17 protein-coding genes are annotated in these 17,197 nt (G+C 69.7%); 7 read left to right on the top strand and 10 right to left on the bottom strand.

Annotated features, from left to right (window positions below):
* Positions 1–19: 19 nt before the first annotated feature.
* Both sigM and D452_RS0118905 read left to right on the top strand, forming a co-directional pair.
* Positions 20–646 carry an RNA polymerase sigma factor SigM gene (sigM, locus tag D452_RS0118910; protein WP_017545715.1) on the top strand — a complete coding sequence of 209 codons (627 nt, stop codon included), beginning with the start codon at positions 20–22 and terminating at the stop codon, positions 644–646.
* Positions 643–1,509, top strand: coding sequence for an anti-sigma factor family protein (locus D452_RS0118905; protein ID WP_026129464.1), 867 nt, complete (start codon positions 643–645; stop codon positions 1,507–1,509). The genes sigM and D452_RS0118905 overlap by 4 nt, the downstream gene beginning before the upstream one ends.
* A gap of 33 nt (positions 1,510–1,542) precedes the next feature.
* Here the strand turns inward: D452_RS0118905 and D452_RS0118900 are convergent, their stop codons facing one another.
* A complete protein-coding gene (locus D452_RS0118900; RefSeq protein WP_040694270.1) occupies positions 1,543–2,235 on the bottom strand; it encodes a response regulator in 693 nt (230 codons plus the stop codon).
* The gene (locus tag D452_RS0118895) at positions 2,232–3,461 is read right to left on the bottom strand and encodes a sensor histidine kinase (RefSeq protein ID WP_017545712.1); all 1,230 of its coding nucleotides are present in this window, start codon (positions 3,459–3,461) and stop codon (positions 2,232–2,234) included. The genes D452_RS0118900 and D452_RS0118895 overlap by 4 nt, the downstream gene beginning before the upstream one ends.
* A 166-nt stretch (positions 3,462–3,627) precedes the next feature.
* On the opposite strand from D452_RS0118895, the gene D452_RS0118890 reads away from it, so the two are divergent.
* The 3 genes from D452_RS0118890 (at position 3,628) to trxA (ending at position 5,511) form a co-directional block, all read left to right on the top strand.
* Positions 3,628–4,071, top strand: a complete 444-nt coding sequence (locus D452_RS0118890) for a hypothetical protein (protein ID WP_017545711.1) — start codon at positions 3,628–3,630, stop codon at positions 4,069–4,071.
* A gap of 134 nt (positions 4,072–4,205) precedes the next feature.
* Positions 4,206–5,138, top strand: a complete 933-nt coding sequence (gene trxB, locus D452_RS0118885) for a thioredoxin-disulfide reductase (RefSeq protein ID WP_017545710.1) — start codon at positions 4,206–4,208, stop codon at positions 5,136–5,138.
* Between the two features lie 49 nt (positions 5,139–5,187).
* Positions 5,188–5,511, top strand: a complete 324-nt coding sequence (gene trxA, locus D452_RS0118880) for a thioredoxin (RefSeq protein ID WP_017545709.1) — start codon at positions 5,188–5,190, stop codon at positions 5,509–5,511.
* Positions 5,512–5,941: 430 nt separating this feature from the next.
* On the opposite strand, the gene D452_RS0118875 is transcribed toward trxA, so the two are convergent.
* From D452_RS0118875 to rpmH, 8 genes are all read right to left on the bottom strand, one after another.
* A complete protein-coding gene (locus tag D452_RS0118875; RefSeq protein WP_026129463.1) occupies positions 5,942–6,901 on the bottom strand; it encodes a ParB/RepB/Spo0J family partition protein in 960 nt (319 codons plus the stop codon).
* A 92-nt stretch (positions 6,902–6,993) separates the two neighbouring features.
* The gene (locus D452_RS0118870; protein ID WP_017545707.1) at positions 6,994–7,821 is read right to left on the bottom strand and encodes a ParA family protein; all 828 of its coding nucleotides are present in this window, start codon (positions 7,819–7,821) and stop codon (positions 6,994–6,996) included.
* A gap of 209 nt (positions 7,822–8,030) precedes the next feature.
* Positions 8,031–8,762, bottom strand: a complete 732-nt coding sequence (gene rsmG, locus D452_RS0118865) for a 16S rRNA (guanine(527)-N(7))-methyltransferase RsmG (RefSeq protein ID WP_017545706.1) — start codon at positions 8,760–8,762, stop codon at positions 8,031–8,033.
* Between the two features lie 417 nt (positions 8,763–9,179).
* Positions 9,180–9,668 (bottom strand): Jag family protein, encoded by a 489-nt coding sequence (locus D452_RS0118855; RefSeq protein ID WP_017545704.1) that lies wholly within the window; start codon positions 9,666–9,668, stop codon positions 9,180–9,182.
* A gap of 143 nt (positions 9,669–9,811) precedes the next feature.
* Positions 9,812–10,750: a membrane protein insertase YidC gene (gene yidC / locus D452_RS0118850; RefSeq protein WP_017545703.1), complete on the bottom strand. Its 939-nt coding sequence runs from the start codon at positions 10,748–10,750 to the stop codon at positions 9,812–9,814.
* A gap of 28 nt (positions 10,751–10,778) precedes the next feature.
* Positions 10,779–11,093, bottom strand: coding sequence for a membrane protein insertion efficiency factor YidD (yidD, locus tag D452_RS0118845; RefSeq protein ID WP_017545702.1), 315 nt, complete (start codon positions 11,091–11,093; stop codon positions 10,779–10,781).
* Positions 11,090–11,581, bottom strand: coding sequence for a ribonuclease P protein component (gene rnpA, locus D452_RS29780; protein ID WP_083927560.1), 492 nt, complete (start codon positions 11,579–11,581; stop codon positions 11,090–11,092). Before rnpA ends, yidD begins: the two co-directional genes overlap by 4 nt.
* Positions 11,582–11,705: 124 nt before the next feature.
* Positions 11,706–11,849, bottom strand: coding sequence for a 50S ribosomal protein L34 (gene rpmH / locus D452_RS29775; RefSeq protein WP_014909187.1), 144 nt, complete (start codon positions 11,847–11,849; stop codon positions 11,706–11,708).
* 614 nt (positions 11,850–12,463) lie between these two features.
* Here rpmH and dnaA point away from each other — a divergent pair.
* Positions 12,464–14,716 (top strand): chromosomal replication initiator protein DnaA, encoded by a 2,253-nt coding sequence (dnaA, locus tag D452_RS0118840; RefSeq protein WP_083927559.1) that lies wholly within the window; start codon positions 12,464–12,466, stop codon positions 14,714–14,716.
* Positions 14,717–15,997: 1,281 nt separating this feature from the next.
* A complete protein-coding gene (gene dnaN / locus D452_RS0118835; protein ID WP_017545700.1) occupies positions 15,998–17,137 on the top strand; it encodes a DNA polymerase III subunit beta in 1,140 nt (379 codons plus the stop codon).
* The last annotated feature ends 60 nt before the right edge of the window (positions 17,138–17,197 follow it).

Below are 17,197 nucleotides of genomic sequence, written 5' to 3'. Positions count from 1 at the left end.
GGGTATGTGATCAGCGCTGATGGACGCGGCCCAGGAGCTTCCTGACACGGAGCTGTTGTCGAGGCACGCTCAGGGTGACGAACAGGCGTTCGCGGTACTGGTTCGCCGTCACCGTGAGCGCCTGTGGGCTGTCGCCGTCCGGATGATGGGCGACCCCGAGGAGGCCTCGGACGCCCTCCAGGACGCCTTCATGTCAGCGTTCCGCGCCGCCGACCGGTTCCGAGGGGAGTCGCAGGTCAGCACCTGGATGCACCGCATCGTGGTGAACGCCTGCCACGACCGCCTCAGACGCCGCAAGGTGCGCCCGGCGACCCCGACCGAGGACGAGACCCTCGACGTCATCTCCAACGACCGCCTGAGCCGTTCTGGAGGCGGGCACGACCACGCCTCCCAGACCGAGGCCCGGTTGGACGTGCACGCCGCACTGGACCTCCTCCCCCTGGACCAGAGGATGGCGCTGACCCTCGTGGACATGCTCGGCTACCGGGTGGACGAGGCCGCGGAGATCCTCGACATCGCCTCGGGCACGGTCAAGAGCCGGTGTGCGCGAGGTCGCGCCAAACTTCTTCCGTCGCTCTCCCATCTAAGGAACCCTCAGCCACCGCGAGACGTCACATCTGGGAGAGGAGGTGCCAACCCATCGTGACGTCCCATCCTGACGTGGAGGCACTCGCCTTCTTCGCCGAGGACCTCCTGGACCCCGACGAGGAACGCTTCGTTGCCACACACATAGAGACCTGCGCGTCCTGCGCCACGGTCCTCGACGAGCTCACCGGGGTCACCCGCGTCCTCGCCGAGGAACCCCTGCCGGCGCTGCCGCAGGACGTCGCCGACCTCCTCGACAGCCGGATCGCCGAGGCCGCGAGCGAACGCTCAGCGACCTCCACGGCCGGGGACGGCCCTCCCCGCGACGCCGAGGAGCCCGCGGCGACCGAAGCGCCCGCGGCGGACACGTTGGCACCGGTGGTCCCGCTCAACCGACGGCGGGGCTTCGGCCTGCCGCACCTGATGGCGATCGCGGCCGTGACCGTCTTCGTGGTCGGCGGCGGAGCCGCGATCCTCAACGGGAAGATGGGCGAGCAGGAGAACACCGCCGCCTCCCCCCTGCTGGAGGAGAGCGAGTCCGAGTCCGCCCCCGACACCGCCCAGTCCTACACCGCGAAGTCGGTGGCGAGCGGCACGGTCTACACCGAGGACGGGCTCGACGCCCAGGCCGCGGAGGTCCTGGCCACCGAGCGCGAACCGGAGGGTACCGAGGAGGACGCGGGCACCCAGGCACTCACTCAGCTGACCACCGAGGCGCAGGAGTGCGTCACCCGCTTCGAGCAGGACAGCGGCGTCCGGGTCACCCTGGTCGACGACGCCCTCTTCGACGCCGGTGACGGCGCCGGACCCGTGTGGGTCCTGTTCACCCAGGACACCGACGGCGCCGGGGTGATCGTCCTCGACCCGGGCACCTGCACGGACGGGGACCCCGCCGCCGGCGTACTCGCCCAGCGACCGCTGTAGACGGGCTCCGCACCCGGCGCAGCGCCAGCGGTCTCAGCGATCATCTCCGGCGCGCACCAGCCCGCTCTCGTAGGCCAGCACCACCAGCCCCACGCGGTCACGCACCCCGAGCTTGGCCAGCAGACGGCCCACGTGCGTGCGCGCGGTGGCCGGGCTCAGGTAGAGCTCCGCGCCGATCTCCTGGTTGGACATCCCCCGCCCGACCAGGCCGAGCACCTCGCGCTCACGAACGGTGAGCCCGTCCAGACGAGCGGCGGCCCCGGGCGGCAGCTCGGTAACGGCGAGGCGTTCGATGACGCGGCGGGTCACGCCCGGCGAGAGCAGCCCCTCCCCCGCCGCCACCGTGCGGACCGCGTCCCTGAGCTCGCGCGGCTTGGCGTCCTTGAGCAGGAACCCGGCCGCGCCCAGGCGCAGCGCGGAGAACACGTTGTCGTCCTCTCCGAAGGTGGTGAGGACCACCACCCGGGTGTCGACATGTCGGCGCCCCGACGTGTCGACACGTCGACGTTCCAGTTCCCGCAGAACGCCGAGCCCGTCCATCACGGGCATCTGGAGGTCCAGCAGCACCACGTCAGGGCGGTGCCGGTCGATCTCGACCACCGCCCGGCGCCCGTCGGCGGCCTCCGCCACCACCTCGATGTCGCCCTCCCGCTCCAGCAGCGAACGCACCCCGGCGCGTACGAGCTCCTGGTCGTCCACGAGCAGGACCCTCGTCGGCGTGCTCACGCCCCACCCCCGAGTGGCAGCCGCGCACGCACCCGGAACCCTCTGCCGGGTACCGGCCCCGCCTCCAGGGTTCCCTCCACCATCCGGACCCTCTCCCTCATCCCGGCCAGCCCCGATCCGCAGCGCTCCCCGAACGCTTCGCCCGGCAGGGGCCCCGTCCCGTCGTCGGTGACCGTCACCGTGAGCGTTCCCTCCGCGCGTTCGAGCGCCACTTCCGCGGCCTCGGCCCGCGCGTGCCGGAGCGTGTTCGTGAGCGCCTCCTGGACCACCCGGTAGGCGGTCGCGTCGACCAGACCGGGTAGCCCCGGACCGCCCTCCCCGGTCACCTCCGCGTCCAGCCCCGCCGCACGCACCGAGGCCACCAGATCGTCCAGGTGCGCGAGCCCCGCGACGCGCTCGATCCCGTCCCCGGCCCCCTGGCCGCCCCGGGGTTCGCGCAGCGCCCGCACCGTGGAGCGCAGGTCGCGCAACCCCTCCCGGGCAGCCTGGGCGACGTGGCGCAGCTCGGCACGCGCCACGGGCGGGTCCACGGACCCCTCCTCCAGGGCTTCGGCCGCCACCGAGGTGTGCAGGGAGACCACCGACAGGTGGTGACCCACCGCGTCGTGCAGGTCGCGTGCGATCCGGGCGCGTTCGCGGGCCAGGAGCTCGGCCGACTCGGCCTCCCGCGCCTGGGCGTCCAGGACCGCGATCAGCTCGCGCTGGCGGGCGCCCTCGGCCCTCTGGCGGACCCCGTCTCCGAGGGCGATCGCCGCCCCCATGATGGCCACGGTCGACACCAGTTCGTACCCGAGGAGGAAGGCCGGATCCTGCCCCTCCGCCAGCCTCGCCACCGTGGAGACGACGACCAGCGCGGCCGCCGTCCCCACGGCCCACCGGGCGCGGTCGAAGACGGCCGCGGAGTACAGGGCGGCGGCCACGGGCACCGCCAAACCGATCACCGGGAGGTCCACGACGTAGTAGGCGATGAGGAGGACGGCGGTGAGCAGGAGGACCGCCAGGGGCCAGCGGCGCCGGAACAGCATGAGCAGGCCGAGGACGCTCGCGAACCCGTAGGCCACGACAGCGGGCAGGTCTCCCCCGCCGATACCGGCGCCGATCGCGATGGCCACCACCGCGAAGACGGTGAACCCCAGGAGGGCGTCGACGACGACGGCCTGACGGCCGGCGGGGTCGGTGGGGTCGGACTGGTCCTGCTGGCCCGGCGGGCGTGGGCGGTCGCGCATGCGGCGATTCTACGGAGCCGGCCCCGGCCGTACCCGTGCTCACGTGCGCGTCCGGCTACGTGTTTCGACGTACCGGGAGGAGACCCGGGACGGACGCCCGGCCACGGTCGTCGCCCGTAGCTTCCGAGGTGTCGAGTGACCGCCCGCAGCCCACGAGGGGAACACCATGAACCGCCGCCCGTCCCCGTCCGCCAGCGCTCCACCCGGCGTGCCCTGGCCCCTGGTCCTGAGCCTGGGCGCCCTGGCCCTGGTGCGCCCCCTGATGAACGTCACCGGGGTCACCGAGGCGATCGGCTCACCCTGGGCACAGCTGGGCGCCACGCTGCTGGTGACCCTGGCGTGGGTGGCGGCCGTGGTCGCGGCGCACGTGCCCCGCCCCTTCCTCACCCTCGTCTGCGCGGGTGTCGCCTACGGTGCCCTCGCGATCCTGCTCAGCGCGGTGCTGTCGCCCCTCCTCGGAGAGGGGCTCCAGGGGCCGCTCACCAACCCCCTCGCGGTGGTCTCGGTCCTGGCCGTGAACGCCGTGTGGGGAGCGGTCGCCGGGGGGCTGGCCCTCGTCGTCGCGGCGGGCCTGGGGCGCGGGTCCGGGCGGGTGTCCGGGAGGGGCTGAGACCCATACCCCACCCCCGTACGCTGCACGGATGTCGGACCGGGAATGGCGTGCGCCTACCATCGGTTGTGCTAACCATCTTTCCCCTGTCACACCACCGTGGCCGGGCAGCGACTGTGTGAAGGGCCTAGAGCGTGAGTGACGTCCGCAATGTCATCATCATCGGTTCCGGACCGGCGGGTTACACCGCTGCCGTGTACGCCGCGCGCGCGGAGCTGCGCCCGCTGGTGTTCGAGGGGTCCATCACGGCCGGCGGTGCGCTCATGAACACCACCGACGTGGAGAACTTCCCCGGTTTCCCGGACGGGATCATGGGCCCTGACCTCATGGACAACCTGCGCAAGCAGGCCGAGCGCTTCGGCGCCGAGCTGGTCCCCGAGGACGTCACCGACGTGGACCTGACCAAGCCGGTCAAGGAGGTCACCGCGGGCGGCGAGACCTTCCTCGCGCACACCGTCATCCTGGCCACCGGCTCCGGCTACCGCGAGCTCGGCGTCCCCGGTGAGAAGGAACTGTCCGGCCGGGGCACCTCCTGGTGCGCCACCTGCGACGGCTTCTTCTTCCGCGACCAGGACATCGCCGTGGCGGGTGGTGGGGACACCGCCATGGAGGAGGCGCTCTTCCTCACGCGCTTCGCCAAGTCGGTGACGGTCATCCACCGCCGTGACGAGCTGCGCGCCAGCAGGATCATGGCCGAGCGCGCGCTCGCCAACGACAAGATCACCTTCGTCTGGGACACCGAGGTCACCGAGGTCCTGGGTGAGGACCGCGTCAGCGGCCTCAAGCTGATCAACAACAAGACCAACGAGACCAGCACGCTGGACGTCACCGGTCTGTTCGTCGCGATCGGCCACGACCCCCGCGTGGAGCTCTTCCAGAAGCAGATCGAGCTCGACGAGGAGGGGTACGTGAAGGTGGACGCCCCGTCCACGCGGACCAACCTCGAAGGGGTCTTCGCCGCGGGCGACGTGGTCGACCACCAGTACCGTCAGGCGATCACCGCCGCGGGCACCGGCTGTTCCGCCGCCCTGGACGCCGAGCGCTTCCTCGCCGCCATCGGCAACTAGCTTCCCCGACCCCCTCGTCCGGTTTCGTCGAACCAAGGAGAACCAAGCAGTGTCCACCGTCAAGAACGCCACCGACGCCTCCTTCGAGGAGGTCGTCCTCAATAACGACAAGCCCGTCCTGGTGGACTTCTGGGCTGACTGGTGCGGCCCCTGCAAGCAGATGGCCCCGGTCCTGGACAAGCTGGCCGCCAACCACGGCGACAAGATCGACGTCGTGAAGATCAACACCGACCAGAACCCCGAGACGCCGCGCGCGTACAACGTCCTGTCGCTGCCGACCATGAACGTCTACAAGGGCGGCGAGGTCGTCAAGCAGATCATCGGCGCCAAGCCGACGCGTCTGCTGGAGAAGGAGCTCGCGGAGTTCCTGTAGCCCGCAGCGCCGCACACACGCACGAGAGGCCCTCAGGTGGACCCTGGGGGCCTCTCGGCATTCATATGGACTCACCCCGGGGTCGAGCCCTCACGAGCGCCCCACGGCCCCTGTGAGGCCTCACGATCGGTTCCATGGGTCTCTGACCGGCTGTTTCACGTGAAACAGCCCGTTGCGGGGGCACTGTCGCCGGAAGCGCCGACGCGCACCACGCCTCAGCACAGGCCCCGGAGGGCCGGGGCGAGTACCGAGCCCGTGAGCACGGCCCCACGGGTGGCCCTCCCGTACGTCGAAGGCGATCACGGCGTCAGCAGGGGCAGCGGGGCACGCTCGCCGCACGGGGCCGCGCCGCCCCTGGGACACCTGGCGCTGAACACGGCGATGGCGGTGTTTCACGTGAAACACCGCCATCGCCCGCGAGGGTGGAGGGTCAGTTCTCGCGGTCCATCTGACCGATGATCCGCTCCAGGTCCTCCATCGTCGCGAACTCCACGACGATCTTGCCCTTCTTCCGGCCGATGTCCACCTTCACGGTGGTGTCGAGCCGGTCGCCCATCCGGGTGGCCCACTCCTCGATCTGCGGGGGGTTGTCGATCCGCCCGGCGGAGGCCCTGCGGGGCTTGTCCTCATCCGGAATCTCCCGGAGGGCGACGATCTCCTCCAGGGACCGCACCGACAGCCCCTCGTCGTTGACCCGCTTGGCGAGGCGCTCCTGGGCCTCCGGGTCGTCGATCGACAGCAGGGCCCGCGCGTGTCCGGCGCTCAGCACCCCCGCCGCCACCCGTGTCTGCACCCTCCCCGGGAGGTTGAGCAGACGCAGCGTGTTGGCGATGTGCGAACGCGACTTGCCGACCTGCTGGGCCAGCTCCCCCTGGGTGGTGCCGAAGTCGTCCAGCATCTGCTGGTACGCGGCCGCCTCCTCCAACGGGTTGAGCTGCTGCCGGTGCAGGTTCTCCAGGAGCGCCTCCCGGAGCAGTTCGTCGTCGTCCGTCCGGCGCACGATCGCGGGGATGCGTTCGAGCTCCGCGAGCTTGCTCGCCCGGAACCGCCGCTCCCCCATGATCAGCTCGTAGCGGGGCTCGCCCTCACCTTCGAGCTTGCGAACCACGACGGGCTGGAGCAGGCCGACCTCGATGATCGAGTCCCGCAGCTCGTCCAGGGCCTCATCGTCGAAGTAGGTCCTGGGCTGTCGGGGGTTGGGGGTGATCGAGGTGAGCTCGACCTCCTCCATGTACGTCCCGTCCGGCATCTCTGTCGGGCCCTGGACCGCAGGGGGTTCAGGGACGGACACCATCGTGTCGCGGACGCTCTCCACCGGCGCGGGGGCCGTCGGCCCCTGCGGGATGAGCGCCCCCAGCCCCTTGCCCAGTCCGCGCCGCTGCTGACTCACCGGCAACTCCCTCCACACTCCTTGTGAGTTTCCGCCCGTCCGGTCGACCGCGCCGACCGGACGGGGTGTTTCACGTGAAACAACCGCCACTGTCAGCCGGGGTTGAGCGCCTCGGCCCGGAAGGCGATCTCCCGGGCCGCCTCCAAGTAGGCCACGGCCCCGGTCGACCCGGGGTCGTAGGTCATGACGGACTGCCCGTAGCTGGGCGCCTCGGAGACACGGACGCTCCTCGGCACCAACGACTTCAGGACGAGCTCTCCGAAGTGCGAGCGCACCTCGTCGGCCACCTGCTGGGCGAGCCTGGTCCGCCCGTCGTACATCGTCAGCAGGATCGTACTGACGGACAGTCCCGTGTTCAGGTGCGACTTGACCAGCTCCACGTTGCGCAGCAGCTGCCCGAGCCCTTCCAGTGCGTAGTACTCGCACTGGATCGGGATCATGACCTCGTCGCACGCCACCATCGCGTTGACCGTCAGCAGGCCGAGCGAGGGCGGGCAGTCGATGAGGATGTAGTCGAGGTCCGAGGTGTCGTAGGCCGCGAAGGCCCGCTTGAGCCGGGCCTCCCGCGCCACGAGGGAGACCAGTTCGATCTCAGCGCCCGCGAGGTCGATGGTGGCCGGGGCGCACCACAGGTTGGGGATGTCCGGAACCGGCTGGGCCAGCTTGCGGATCTCCTCGTCCTCGACGAGGCAGTGGTAGATGGACCGGGTCTGGTTGTCGCGTTCCATGCCGAGAGCGGTGGACGCGTTCCCCTGGGGGTCGAGGTCGACCACGAGGACGCGCTGCCCGTTCATGGCGAGGGCGGCGGCGATGTTCACCGTCGTGGTGGTCTTGCCGACCCCGCCCTTCTGGTTGGCGACGCTGATGATCCGGCAGGACCGGGGTCGAGGCCAGGGGTCCTCGTGTCCACGGCCCGTCATCGCGGCACGGGCCGCTCGGGCGAGAGGTGTGTCGGGGACGCTGTCGGGGGCCGCCTCGCCACTCCATGTTTCACGTGAAACAGGGGGCTGGCCCACCGTGGAGTCCATCGGTGTTTCACGTGAAACATCGAGCAGGTCTCCATAGGCGCCCGCCGGTGTTTCACGTGAAACACCGGCGTCGTCGGCTGGGTTCTGGGGCACGAATGAGTTCACCTCTTCCGTCCGCGCTTCTTCTTGCCGTTCCGCGCCTTCTTCTGGGAGCCTCCCGACGCGGGCGGACCACCGTCGGATGTCACCGTGACGCGAACGACCGTGGTAGCGGGATCGACTTTACCCCGCCCCACCCTGATCACATCGCTCACACCAGGGCGCAGTTTCGAAACGTCTTCCTTCGCTTCCGCCAGCTCGGCCTCCGCCTGCTCCCCCTTGAGGGCCAACAGGCTTCCGTCCTTGCGCAGCAGGGGCAGCGACCAACCGGCCAGCCGGGCCAGCGGGGCCACCGCGCGAGCGGTGACGAAGTCGGTGTACAGCTCGCCGTGCGCCTCCTCCGCTCGCCCTCGACGCACCTCCACGTTGGTCAGCCCCAGGGTGCTGACCGCCTCATCGAGGAAGACCGTCCTCCGCAGCAGGGGCTCCAGGAGGATCATCCTGATGTCCGGACGCAGCAGACCCAGCACCAGTCCGGGCAGCCCGGCACCGGAACCGATGTCCACCACCTCGGCACCCTCGGGGATCAGCTCCTCGACGACGGCGCAGTTGATGAGGTGCCGCTCCCAGAGGCGGGGCACCTCGCGCGGGCCGATCAGCCCGCGACGCACCCCGTCGTCGGCGAGAAGTTCGGCGTAGCGGGTCGCCACGGGCAGGGTGTCGCCGAAGACCGTCACGGCCTGCGGGGGCGGGGCGGGGAGCGTAGCGCCGGGCTCCTCAGTGCCCGAGGTCATCGGTCACCACCTGTCGGAACTCGTCCATCGTCACTTCCATGAACCGTTGGGTCGTCATGTCGACCTGTCCACAAAGGGACAGGGACCTGACGACGCGGGAAGCGCGCGGCGGATCGCGGCCGACCGCGCGCACGGGGGTGGTCCCCTCCCCCACACGGATCGTGCGGTTCGCGACTCCACTCGCGGAGCCACCCCGGAGATCCCGAAGGTGGGACGACTCGTGGTGGGAAGGTCCCCGGAGACGATCCTACGCGGGGGCCGCACCCGTGTTTCACGTGAAACACCCCTTGCGTCCGACTCTCACACCGGACCTCCGGGACGCCCCGGACCCACCACCGCGGTCGTCCCATTCGCGCGGGCATGACGAAGGGGCGGTGTTTCACGTGAAACACCGCCCCCGGTCTGTCCGTTTGTCGACTAGTCGGCGGGGTGGACCACCACGTAGCGGTTGGGCTCCTCGCCCTCGGACTCGCTGCGCAGCCCGGCCGCGGCGACCGCGTCGTGCACCACCTTGCGCTCGAACGGGGTCATCGGCTCCAGCGGGTGGACCTCACCGGTCTCCTTGACCTTCGTGGCGGCCTCGGCGCCGATCTGGAAGAGCACCTTGCGGCGACCGTCACGGTAACCACCGATGTCCAGCATCAGGCGGCTGCGCTCACCGGTGGCCCGGTGCACCGCGAGGCGGGTGAGCTCCTGGAGCGCCTCCAGGACCTCGCCCTCCTGACCGATCAGCTCGTCCAGGGTCGCCCCGACGACGGAGACCATCGCGCGGTCGCCCTCGACGTCCATGTCGATGTCGCCGTCGAAGTCGGCGATGTCGAGCAGACCCTCGATGTAGTCCGCGGCGATGTCACCCTCGTTCTCCAGGGCCTCGACGTCGATTCCGCCCTCAGGTGCGTCAGCCACCGCTACGCCACCGCTCTCTTCCTCGCTACTTCCCACAGCGATCCCGTCTCCTCAATCCGTCAGTCCCTGGCCGCCGTACGCCTCAGGGGCATTCTCGCCTGCGCACTCGAAAGTCGTGGACGCCGACACGAAGCAGGGAGGCCCTACTTGGACCCGCCGCCGCGCTTGGAACGCGTCTGCTTCTTCGGCTGTTTGCGTTCGATCTTAGGCTGTTCCTCAGGCTCCGGAGGGGTTTCCGGAGCCTTCTTGCGACCGAGCATGCCCTTGGCCGAACCCTTGGCGGAGGAGCCCTTGGCGGACTCGGCCTCCGTGCCGGGCGCGGGCTGGTTCCGGTACAGGAAGTGCTGCTGCACCATCGTCCACACGTTGGAGGTGACCCAGTAGACGAGCACACCGATCGGCATCATGAGGCCGAAGAGCCCGAAGGCGGGCGCCATGTACATCATGATCTTCTGGGTCTGCATCATCGGGTTGTCAGGCTGCTGCGCGATGCTGCGCTTGATGCTCTGACGCATGGTGAGGAAGGTCGTGACGCCCATGACCACACAGGCGATGGCGATGACGACCTTGGCCATGATGGGGTCGGTCGCGCCCAGGGCCCGCAGCTCGTCCGGCGGGGTGTTGAACTGGGCGGCGATCGGGGCGTGGAAGATCAGCGCCTCACGGGCGCTGTCGGCGAGCTCCTGGGTGAAGCCGAACTGCACCTTGCCCTCCGCGACGCTGCGCAGCACGCTGAACAGGGCGAAGAAGACCGGCATCTGGAGAAGCAGCGGGAGGCAGCCCATGATCGGGTTGGTGCCGCTCTCCTGGTAGAGCTTCATCGACTCCCGCTGGAGCCGCTCCTTGTCGTGCTTGTAGCGCTCCCGAAGCTTCATGATCTTCGGCTGCACTTCCTGCATCTTGCGCTGCGTGTTCATCTGCTTGACGAACAGCGGCACCATCAGCAGACGCATCAGGCAGGTCAGCAGCACGATGGACAGGCCCCACGCCCACCCGCTGTCGGGGTTCAGGCCAACGATGGTCAGACCCGAGTGGATCCAGACCAACACGTGGCCGATGATGTTGTAAAGCCAGTCCAGCACCGGCCAACTCCTCGGTGATTCGGTTCAGCTACTGGTCCCCGGAAGCGGTGCCGGTGTGCCCGGTTCCGCCCGTAGACTCCTCGGACTCCTCGTTCCGGCGCCCCTTGGGCGGCGGAACCGGATCAAGACCCCCCGGGTTGAAGGGGTGGCAGCGGGCGATACGCCTGACCGTCAGCCACAACCCGCGAAGTCCCCCGTGGACGCGCAGCGCCTCGACGCCGTACGCACTGCACGAGGGGTAGAAACGACAGACCGGGGGGAAGAGCGGGCTGATGAAGCGCTGGTAGCCACGGATGGGCAGGATCAACAACCGCGCGAAAGACGTCGGTCTGTGCTCGGTCATTGCTTCGCCCACCGTTCTGCGCCCTCCTGAGGGCGACGGTCACCGTCTGCTTCAGTCTTCGCCGACCCGACCGGTTCGGGGCGTGGACCCCCGCGGCCGCGTCGGCGCTTGTCGGCCCCACGGGGACGCTGCGCCGCGGCGATCGCGCTGTCGAGTTGTACCGCCAGGTCCTCTTGCCGCAGAGTCGCGGCCGAGGGCTTGGCCCGCACTACCAGCAGGCTACCGTTTGGCAGAACAGCCAACCGTGAGCGCATCAGGTGGCGCAGACGCCGCTGTACGCGATTGCGGACGACGGCTCCCCCGACGGCCTTGCTCACGACGAAACCGACGCGCGGCGGTGCCGCTGCGTCGGTCTGGTCGGGGTCGCCGGGCGGTTTCCGGGGGGCGAGGTAGATGACGCCCAGGGCGTCACGCGAGGAGCGCCGACCGGAACGCATGACCGTCCCGAACTCGGCGCTGTGGCGCATCCGGTTCTCCGGCGACAACATCGGGGTTCCTCCGGGAGAGGGGTGCGGCACGGCCCCCGGCTACCGGTTCCGTGCCCCACGACAAAGGGACCGACCGGCGAGAAGGCCGGACCGGTCCCAGTGAAGACTTGAGGCTTGACGTGGCCTAGTGGCTCACGGTCAGCGCGGCGCGTCCCTTACGACGTCGCGAGGCGATGATGGCGCGACCGGCGCGCGTACGCATGCGCAGCCGGAAACCGTGGACCTTCGCGCGACGCCGGTTGTTCGGCTGAAACGTACGCTTGCTCACTACTGGCTCCAGGGGCGTGTCAGGAAAGTACTACGACAGACCCCCAGGATATGCGGGGCCTTACAGTGCGTGCGACGAGGCCGCGACTTCGTGGTGTGCACGAGCGCAGGCAGGATCGTCGGCATAAGCATATAGAACATACGACCTGGTCGGGTCGTGGTCAAATCAGCCCTGCTGACCGTCCCGCGAGCGACGTCGTGGCGCGGCTCGGGCCGGTGGCGGACGCCACCGGTCACAGTCTACCCGCCTCCCTGTGGACAACCGGTTGTCCACAGCGTGTGAGACTTCCACAGGAACGGGGGTCTGTGGATAACCTCAACCTGTGGATAACTCGCCCCCGACGCCGTCCACAGCCTCGCCGAAGTTGTGGACAGTCGCTGTACACCTCCCCTGAACTGGGGATTGTGGATAACTTCCCGAAACACACAGGCGACTGTCATCCTGTGGATAAACCTGTGGACAAGGTGTGGACAACCTCCTGAAGCTGTGGATACCCAGAGGTAGTCGAACACCTGACCGCCCACCGCCGCTCCCGTTGTCCACAGGCAGCGAACGACCAGAAGGACCGCCCTCGAACCGGAACCCCGGCCCGGCACCTCCCTCAGGGGAGGACAATGGGAGGCACGGGACCCCCGTGGTGCCCGCTTCCCGGAAACACGCCGACCCGAACTCCCCCGTCCCCTCACCGCCTCCAACCCGCACCGAACAGATCCGCACCGAAGGGACAGCAACCATGGCAGGTCACCTTGGCTGAAGCACAGGTCAACCTCGCAATGGTCTGGTCGAGCGTGCTGGACGGGATCGACCACGACTCCCTCCCCGCACACCAGCGTGCCTGGCTGCCGCAGACCCGCCCGCTGGGTCTGATCGAGGACACGGCGCTGATCGCGGCGCCCAACGAGTTCACCAAGAAGGTCCTGGAGACACGCCTCTACCCGGCGATCAGCAAGGCCCTCTCCGCCCACCTGGGACGGGAGATCCGGGTCGCTGTGACCGTGGACCCCACCGCCGTCCCCACGCCGCCCCCGACCCCCTCTCCCTACGGTGTGGGCAGGGACACGGGCGGGCACACGTCGCTCTCCGCCCCGCCGGAGCCGCCCCCGCACCCCGGCCGCGCCGAGCAGCCCTCCGTCCACGAACCCCGGGGGCAGCACGCCCGGCCGTCCGCCCCGCACCCCTACGAGGCCCACCAGCGGCCCGAGGCCCCGCACCCGTCCGAGGCGCTGGGAGCCGACCCCGGGCACGCACGCGCGCAGGAGGCGCAGGCCGACCTGCTCGGCCCCGCACCCTCCGTCCAGGGCCCCCGGCCCGACGAACGCGGCCAGGCGCCGCGCCAGCACGGCCACCCGCACACCGGTGACCAGGGCTCCCCCGCCCCGCAGCGGCCCGCCCAAGGGCCGCACTCCGGTCCGTCCGCACCGGTCACGCACGCCGCGGAGTCGCCCGCGCCGCAGCAGCCGCTGCCCGCTCCCCCGGCGCAGCCCCACACGGGGCAGCAGGGGGCGTTCCACGGTGCCGCCTCGGGCTGGGACCAGCCCGCCCAGCAGCCGCTGTGGCAGCAGCAGAGCTGGGCCGACGCGTCCTGGGACGAGCCCAACCGCTGGGAGAGCCCGGCCCCGCGGGATACCGGCCCCGCGCCGAGGTCCGCCCCTGAGCCCCCGCACAGCGAGGAACGGCCTCCGAGTGAGCCCGAGGGCGTCCCGGCACCCGTGGAGCAGGCAGTGGATCCCGCGCCGGTCAAGGAGCCGGAGCCGGAGGCGCCCGCTCCCTCGACGGCGCCCGCCGCCCCGGCCTCTCCCCCGGGCCGGTCGCAGGAGATCCCCCCCGGTGAGCACGCACGGCTGAACCCGAAGTACACCTTCGACACGTTCGTCATCGGGTCCAGCAACCGGTTCGCGCACGCGGCCTCGGTCGCGGCCGCGGAGGCTCCCGCGAAGGCGTACAACCCGCTCTTCATCCACGGCGGCTCCGGGCTGGGCAAGACCCACCTGCTGCACGCCATCGGCCACTACACGCACCGGCTGTACGAGGGCTCCCGGGTGCGGTACGTGAGCTCGGAGGAGTTCACCAACGAGTTCATCAACTCGATCCGGGACGGCAAGGCGGACGGGTTCCGGCGCCGCTACCGGGACATCGACGTGCTCCTGGTGGACGACATCCAGTTCCTGGAGAACAAGGAGCAGACGCAGGAGGAGTTCTTCCACACCTTCAACACGCTCCACAACTCCGACAAGCAGATCGTCATCTCCAGCGACCGGCCGCCCAAGCAGCTGACCACGCTGGAGGACCGGATGCGGAGCCGGTTCGAGTGGGGGCTTCTGACGGACGTCCAGCCGCCCGAGCTGGAGACCCGGATCGCCATCCTGCGCAAGAAGGCCGCTCAGGAGGGTCTGGCCGCGCCGCCCGAGGTCCTGGAGTTCATCGCCAGCAAGATCTCCACCAACATCCGGGAACTGGAGGGCGCGCTCATCCGCGTGACCGCCTTCGCCAGCCTCAACCGGCAGTCGGTGGACCTGGACCTGACCGGCCAGGTGCTGCGGGACCTCGTCCCCAACGCCGAGGTGCCCGAGGTCACGGCCAGCGCGATCATGTCCCAGACCGCGGCCTACTTCGGGCTGAGCCTGGAGGACCTGTGCGGGACCTCCCGTTCCCGGGTGCTGGTGACGGCCCGGCAGATCGCCATGTACCTCTGCCGTGAGCTGACCGACCTCTCCCTGCCCAAGATCGGTCAGCAGTTCGGCCGCGACCACACCACCGTCATGCACGCCGACCGCAAGGTCCGGGCGCTCATGGCGGAGCGCCGCTCCATCTACAACCAGGTGCACGAGCTGACCAGCCGGATCAAGGACCAGCCCTCGCTGACCTGACCGGCCCCGGGTACACACGACGATCGGGAGGGGCGGCCCCGCCAGCACGGCGGCCGCCCCTCCGTCGTGTCAGAGGGGCCCTGGGGCGCCCGCGTCCGCCTCGCGTCCGCCTCGCGACGGCCCCGCCGACGACCGTCACCCCGTCGCCCGCCTCCGCGTCCGTGTGTCTCCCAGTCGACGTGTCACCGAGTCCACTGGTCGACGTGTCGACTTCTCTCCTTGTCCCCTTGGGCCCGTCACCGGGTGGCCCCCGCCCTCTCTCGCCCTTCGTGCGACGGCTCCGCGCTTGTCCACAGTCTCCGGGGCTCCCCCGGAACCGCCCACACCGAGTTATCCACAGGCTTGTGTGGGTGTTGGCACCTCGGAGACGGGTAAGTCCGCCTCGTCGCCGAGCCGCACCGTCCGTACCGGACACGCACCGTTTCCCCTGGTTCTCACGGCCTCCTGGGGCTGTTGCCCTGACCACAACGGAGCCTGCGGAGGGTCTGGCCTGGGTCGCGACGGAGTTCGGGGCAGGTGGTTCGACAAGGGCCTGTGGAAAACCCTGTGCACAGAGTCTTTGTCCAGGTTCGCGCGGTCTGCGTCGGCCTTCGAAAAAAAGTTTTGGGGTTTCTCCGCGAAGTTATCCACAGGGGAGGGTCGAATTCTGTGGACAACCCTGTGGATAACCTGTGGACAACAGCACCGAGCCTGTGGGTAACCCAGGGTCGCCCTGTGGACACCGTCACCGATGCCCGGACCACCGAACCACAGGGCACTGTGGACAACTTGGGGAAAAGCTGTGGACGAACCTGTGGACGGTCTGTGGACAAGCTGTGGGGCCCTCGACTTGTCCACAGGAGGCCCGAGTTACACACAGGGTCATCCACAGGGCCTGTGGACAAAAATTCGCAGTCTGACCTGCGAGAACAAGGGTTATCCACATTATCCACAGGCCCTACTACTACTACGCACCTTCAGTAACCAAGATGTGGCGTCAAAACAGCTTCGCGGAAAATCTGTGGACAAACGCCTGAGATCGAGGTGACGGCGGGTCAGTCCGGAGCTGGCAGCGGCAGCGGGTGAATCCGGGTAACGTGTGGTCTCGCCCCTGTCCTCCGCCGCCCGGATCTGAGCGGTGACCCCTACGGAGTCCGAGACCGCTCCGGCGGCACGGTCCGCCCTCGCTGCGGACGCCGTCCACACCCTGGGGAAACAACCCCCGGCGGACCCACGAGACACCCACGAGCTGCAACGTTGAGGCGCGACCGGTCCCCGGTCGGGCGGAAAGAGAGTCGGAAAGTGAAGTTCCGGGTCGAACGCGACGTACTGGCCGACGCTGTCGCCTGGACAGCGCGCACACTGCCGACGCGCCCCTCTGTACCGGTCCTGGCCGGAATCCTGCTGGACGCCGGCGAGGTCGACGACCGCCAGCGCGTCCGCCTCTCCGGCTTCGACTACGAGGTCTCGGCGCAGGTCTCGGTGGACGTCGAGATCGAGGAGCCGGGGCAGACCCTCGTCTCCGGCCGTCTCCTCGCCGAGATCACCCGCAACCTTCCTCCACAGACTGTGGAGATCTCCACGGACGGCCCGAAGGTCGTCGTGAGCTGCGGAAGCGCCAAGTTCACCCTGAACACCATGCCGGTCGAGGACTACCCGTCCCTCCCGGAGATGCCCGGCGTGAGCGGGACCATCGGCAGCGACGCGTTCGCCGCCGCCGTCAGCCAGGTCGCCGTGGCGGCCGGCCGTGACGACACCCTCCCGATGCTCACCGGCATCCGCGTCGAGATCGAGGGCGAAACCATCACCCTCGCCTCCACCGACCGCTACCGCCTCGCCGTCCGCGAGCTGAGCTGGAAGCCGGAGAACCCGGACCTGTCCGCCGTCGCGCTGGTCCCGGCCAAGACCCTCCACGACACCGCGAAGTCGCTCACCTCCGGAGCCGAGGTCGCCATCGCCCTGTCGGGCACCGAGACCGGCGAGGGCATGATGGGCTTCGAGGGCGGCGGCCGCCGGACCACCACGCGCCTGCTCGACGGCGAGTTCCCCAAGTACCGCGCCCTGCTGCCGGACACCTTCAACACCGTGGCCGAGGTCAGCCGCTCCGAGTTCGTCGAGGCCGTCAAGCGCGTCTCGCTGGTCGCCGAGCGCAACACCCCGCTGCGCCTGGCCTTCTCCCAGGGCGCGCTGGTCCTGGAGGCGGGCACCGGCGAGGACGCGCAGGCCGTGGAGACCCTGGAGGCGGACCTGGACGGCGAGGACATCCAGATCGCCTTCAACTCCGGGTTCCTGCTGGACGGGCTGGGCGCCATCGGCACCGACGTGGCCCGCCTGCACTTCACCACCTCGACCAAGCCCGCGATCCTCACCGGGAAGCCCGCTGAGGAGGGTGCTTCCCCCGAGTACCGCTACCTGATCATGCCGGTCCGCCTCTCCGGCTGACCGGACCGCCCGTTCCACCGACGAGCGTCCGCCGCCCGGCCCGTGCACAGCGCCACGGGC

This window comes from Nocardiopsis prasina DSM 43845, from assembly GCF_000341265.1.
GTDB lineage: Bacteria > Actinomycetota > Actinomycetes > Streptosporangiales > Streptosporangiaceae > Nocardiopsis > Nocardiopsis prasina.
Note: the sequence above shows the minus strand (reverse complement) of the source record. Positions and strands in the feature narration are given on the sequence as shown.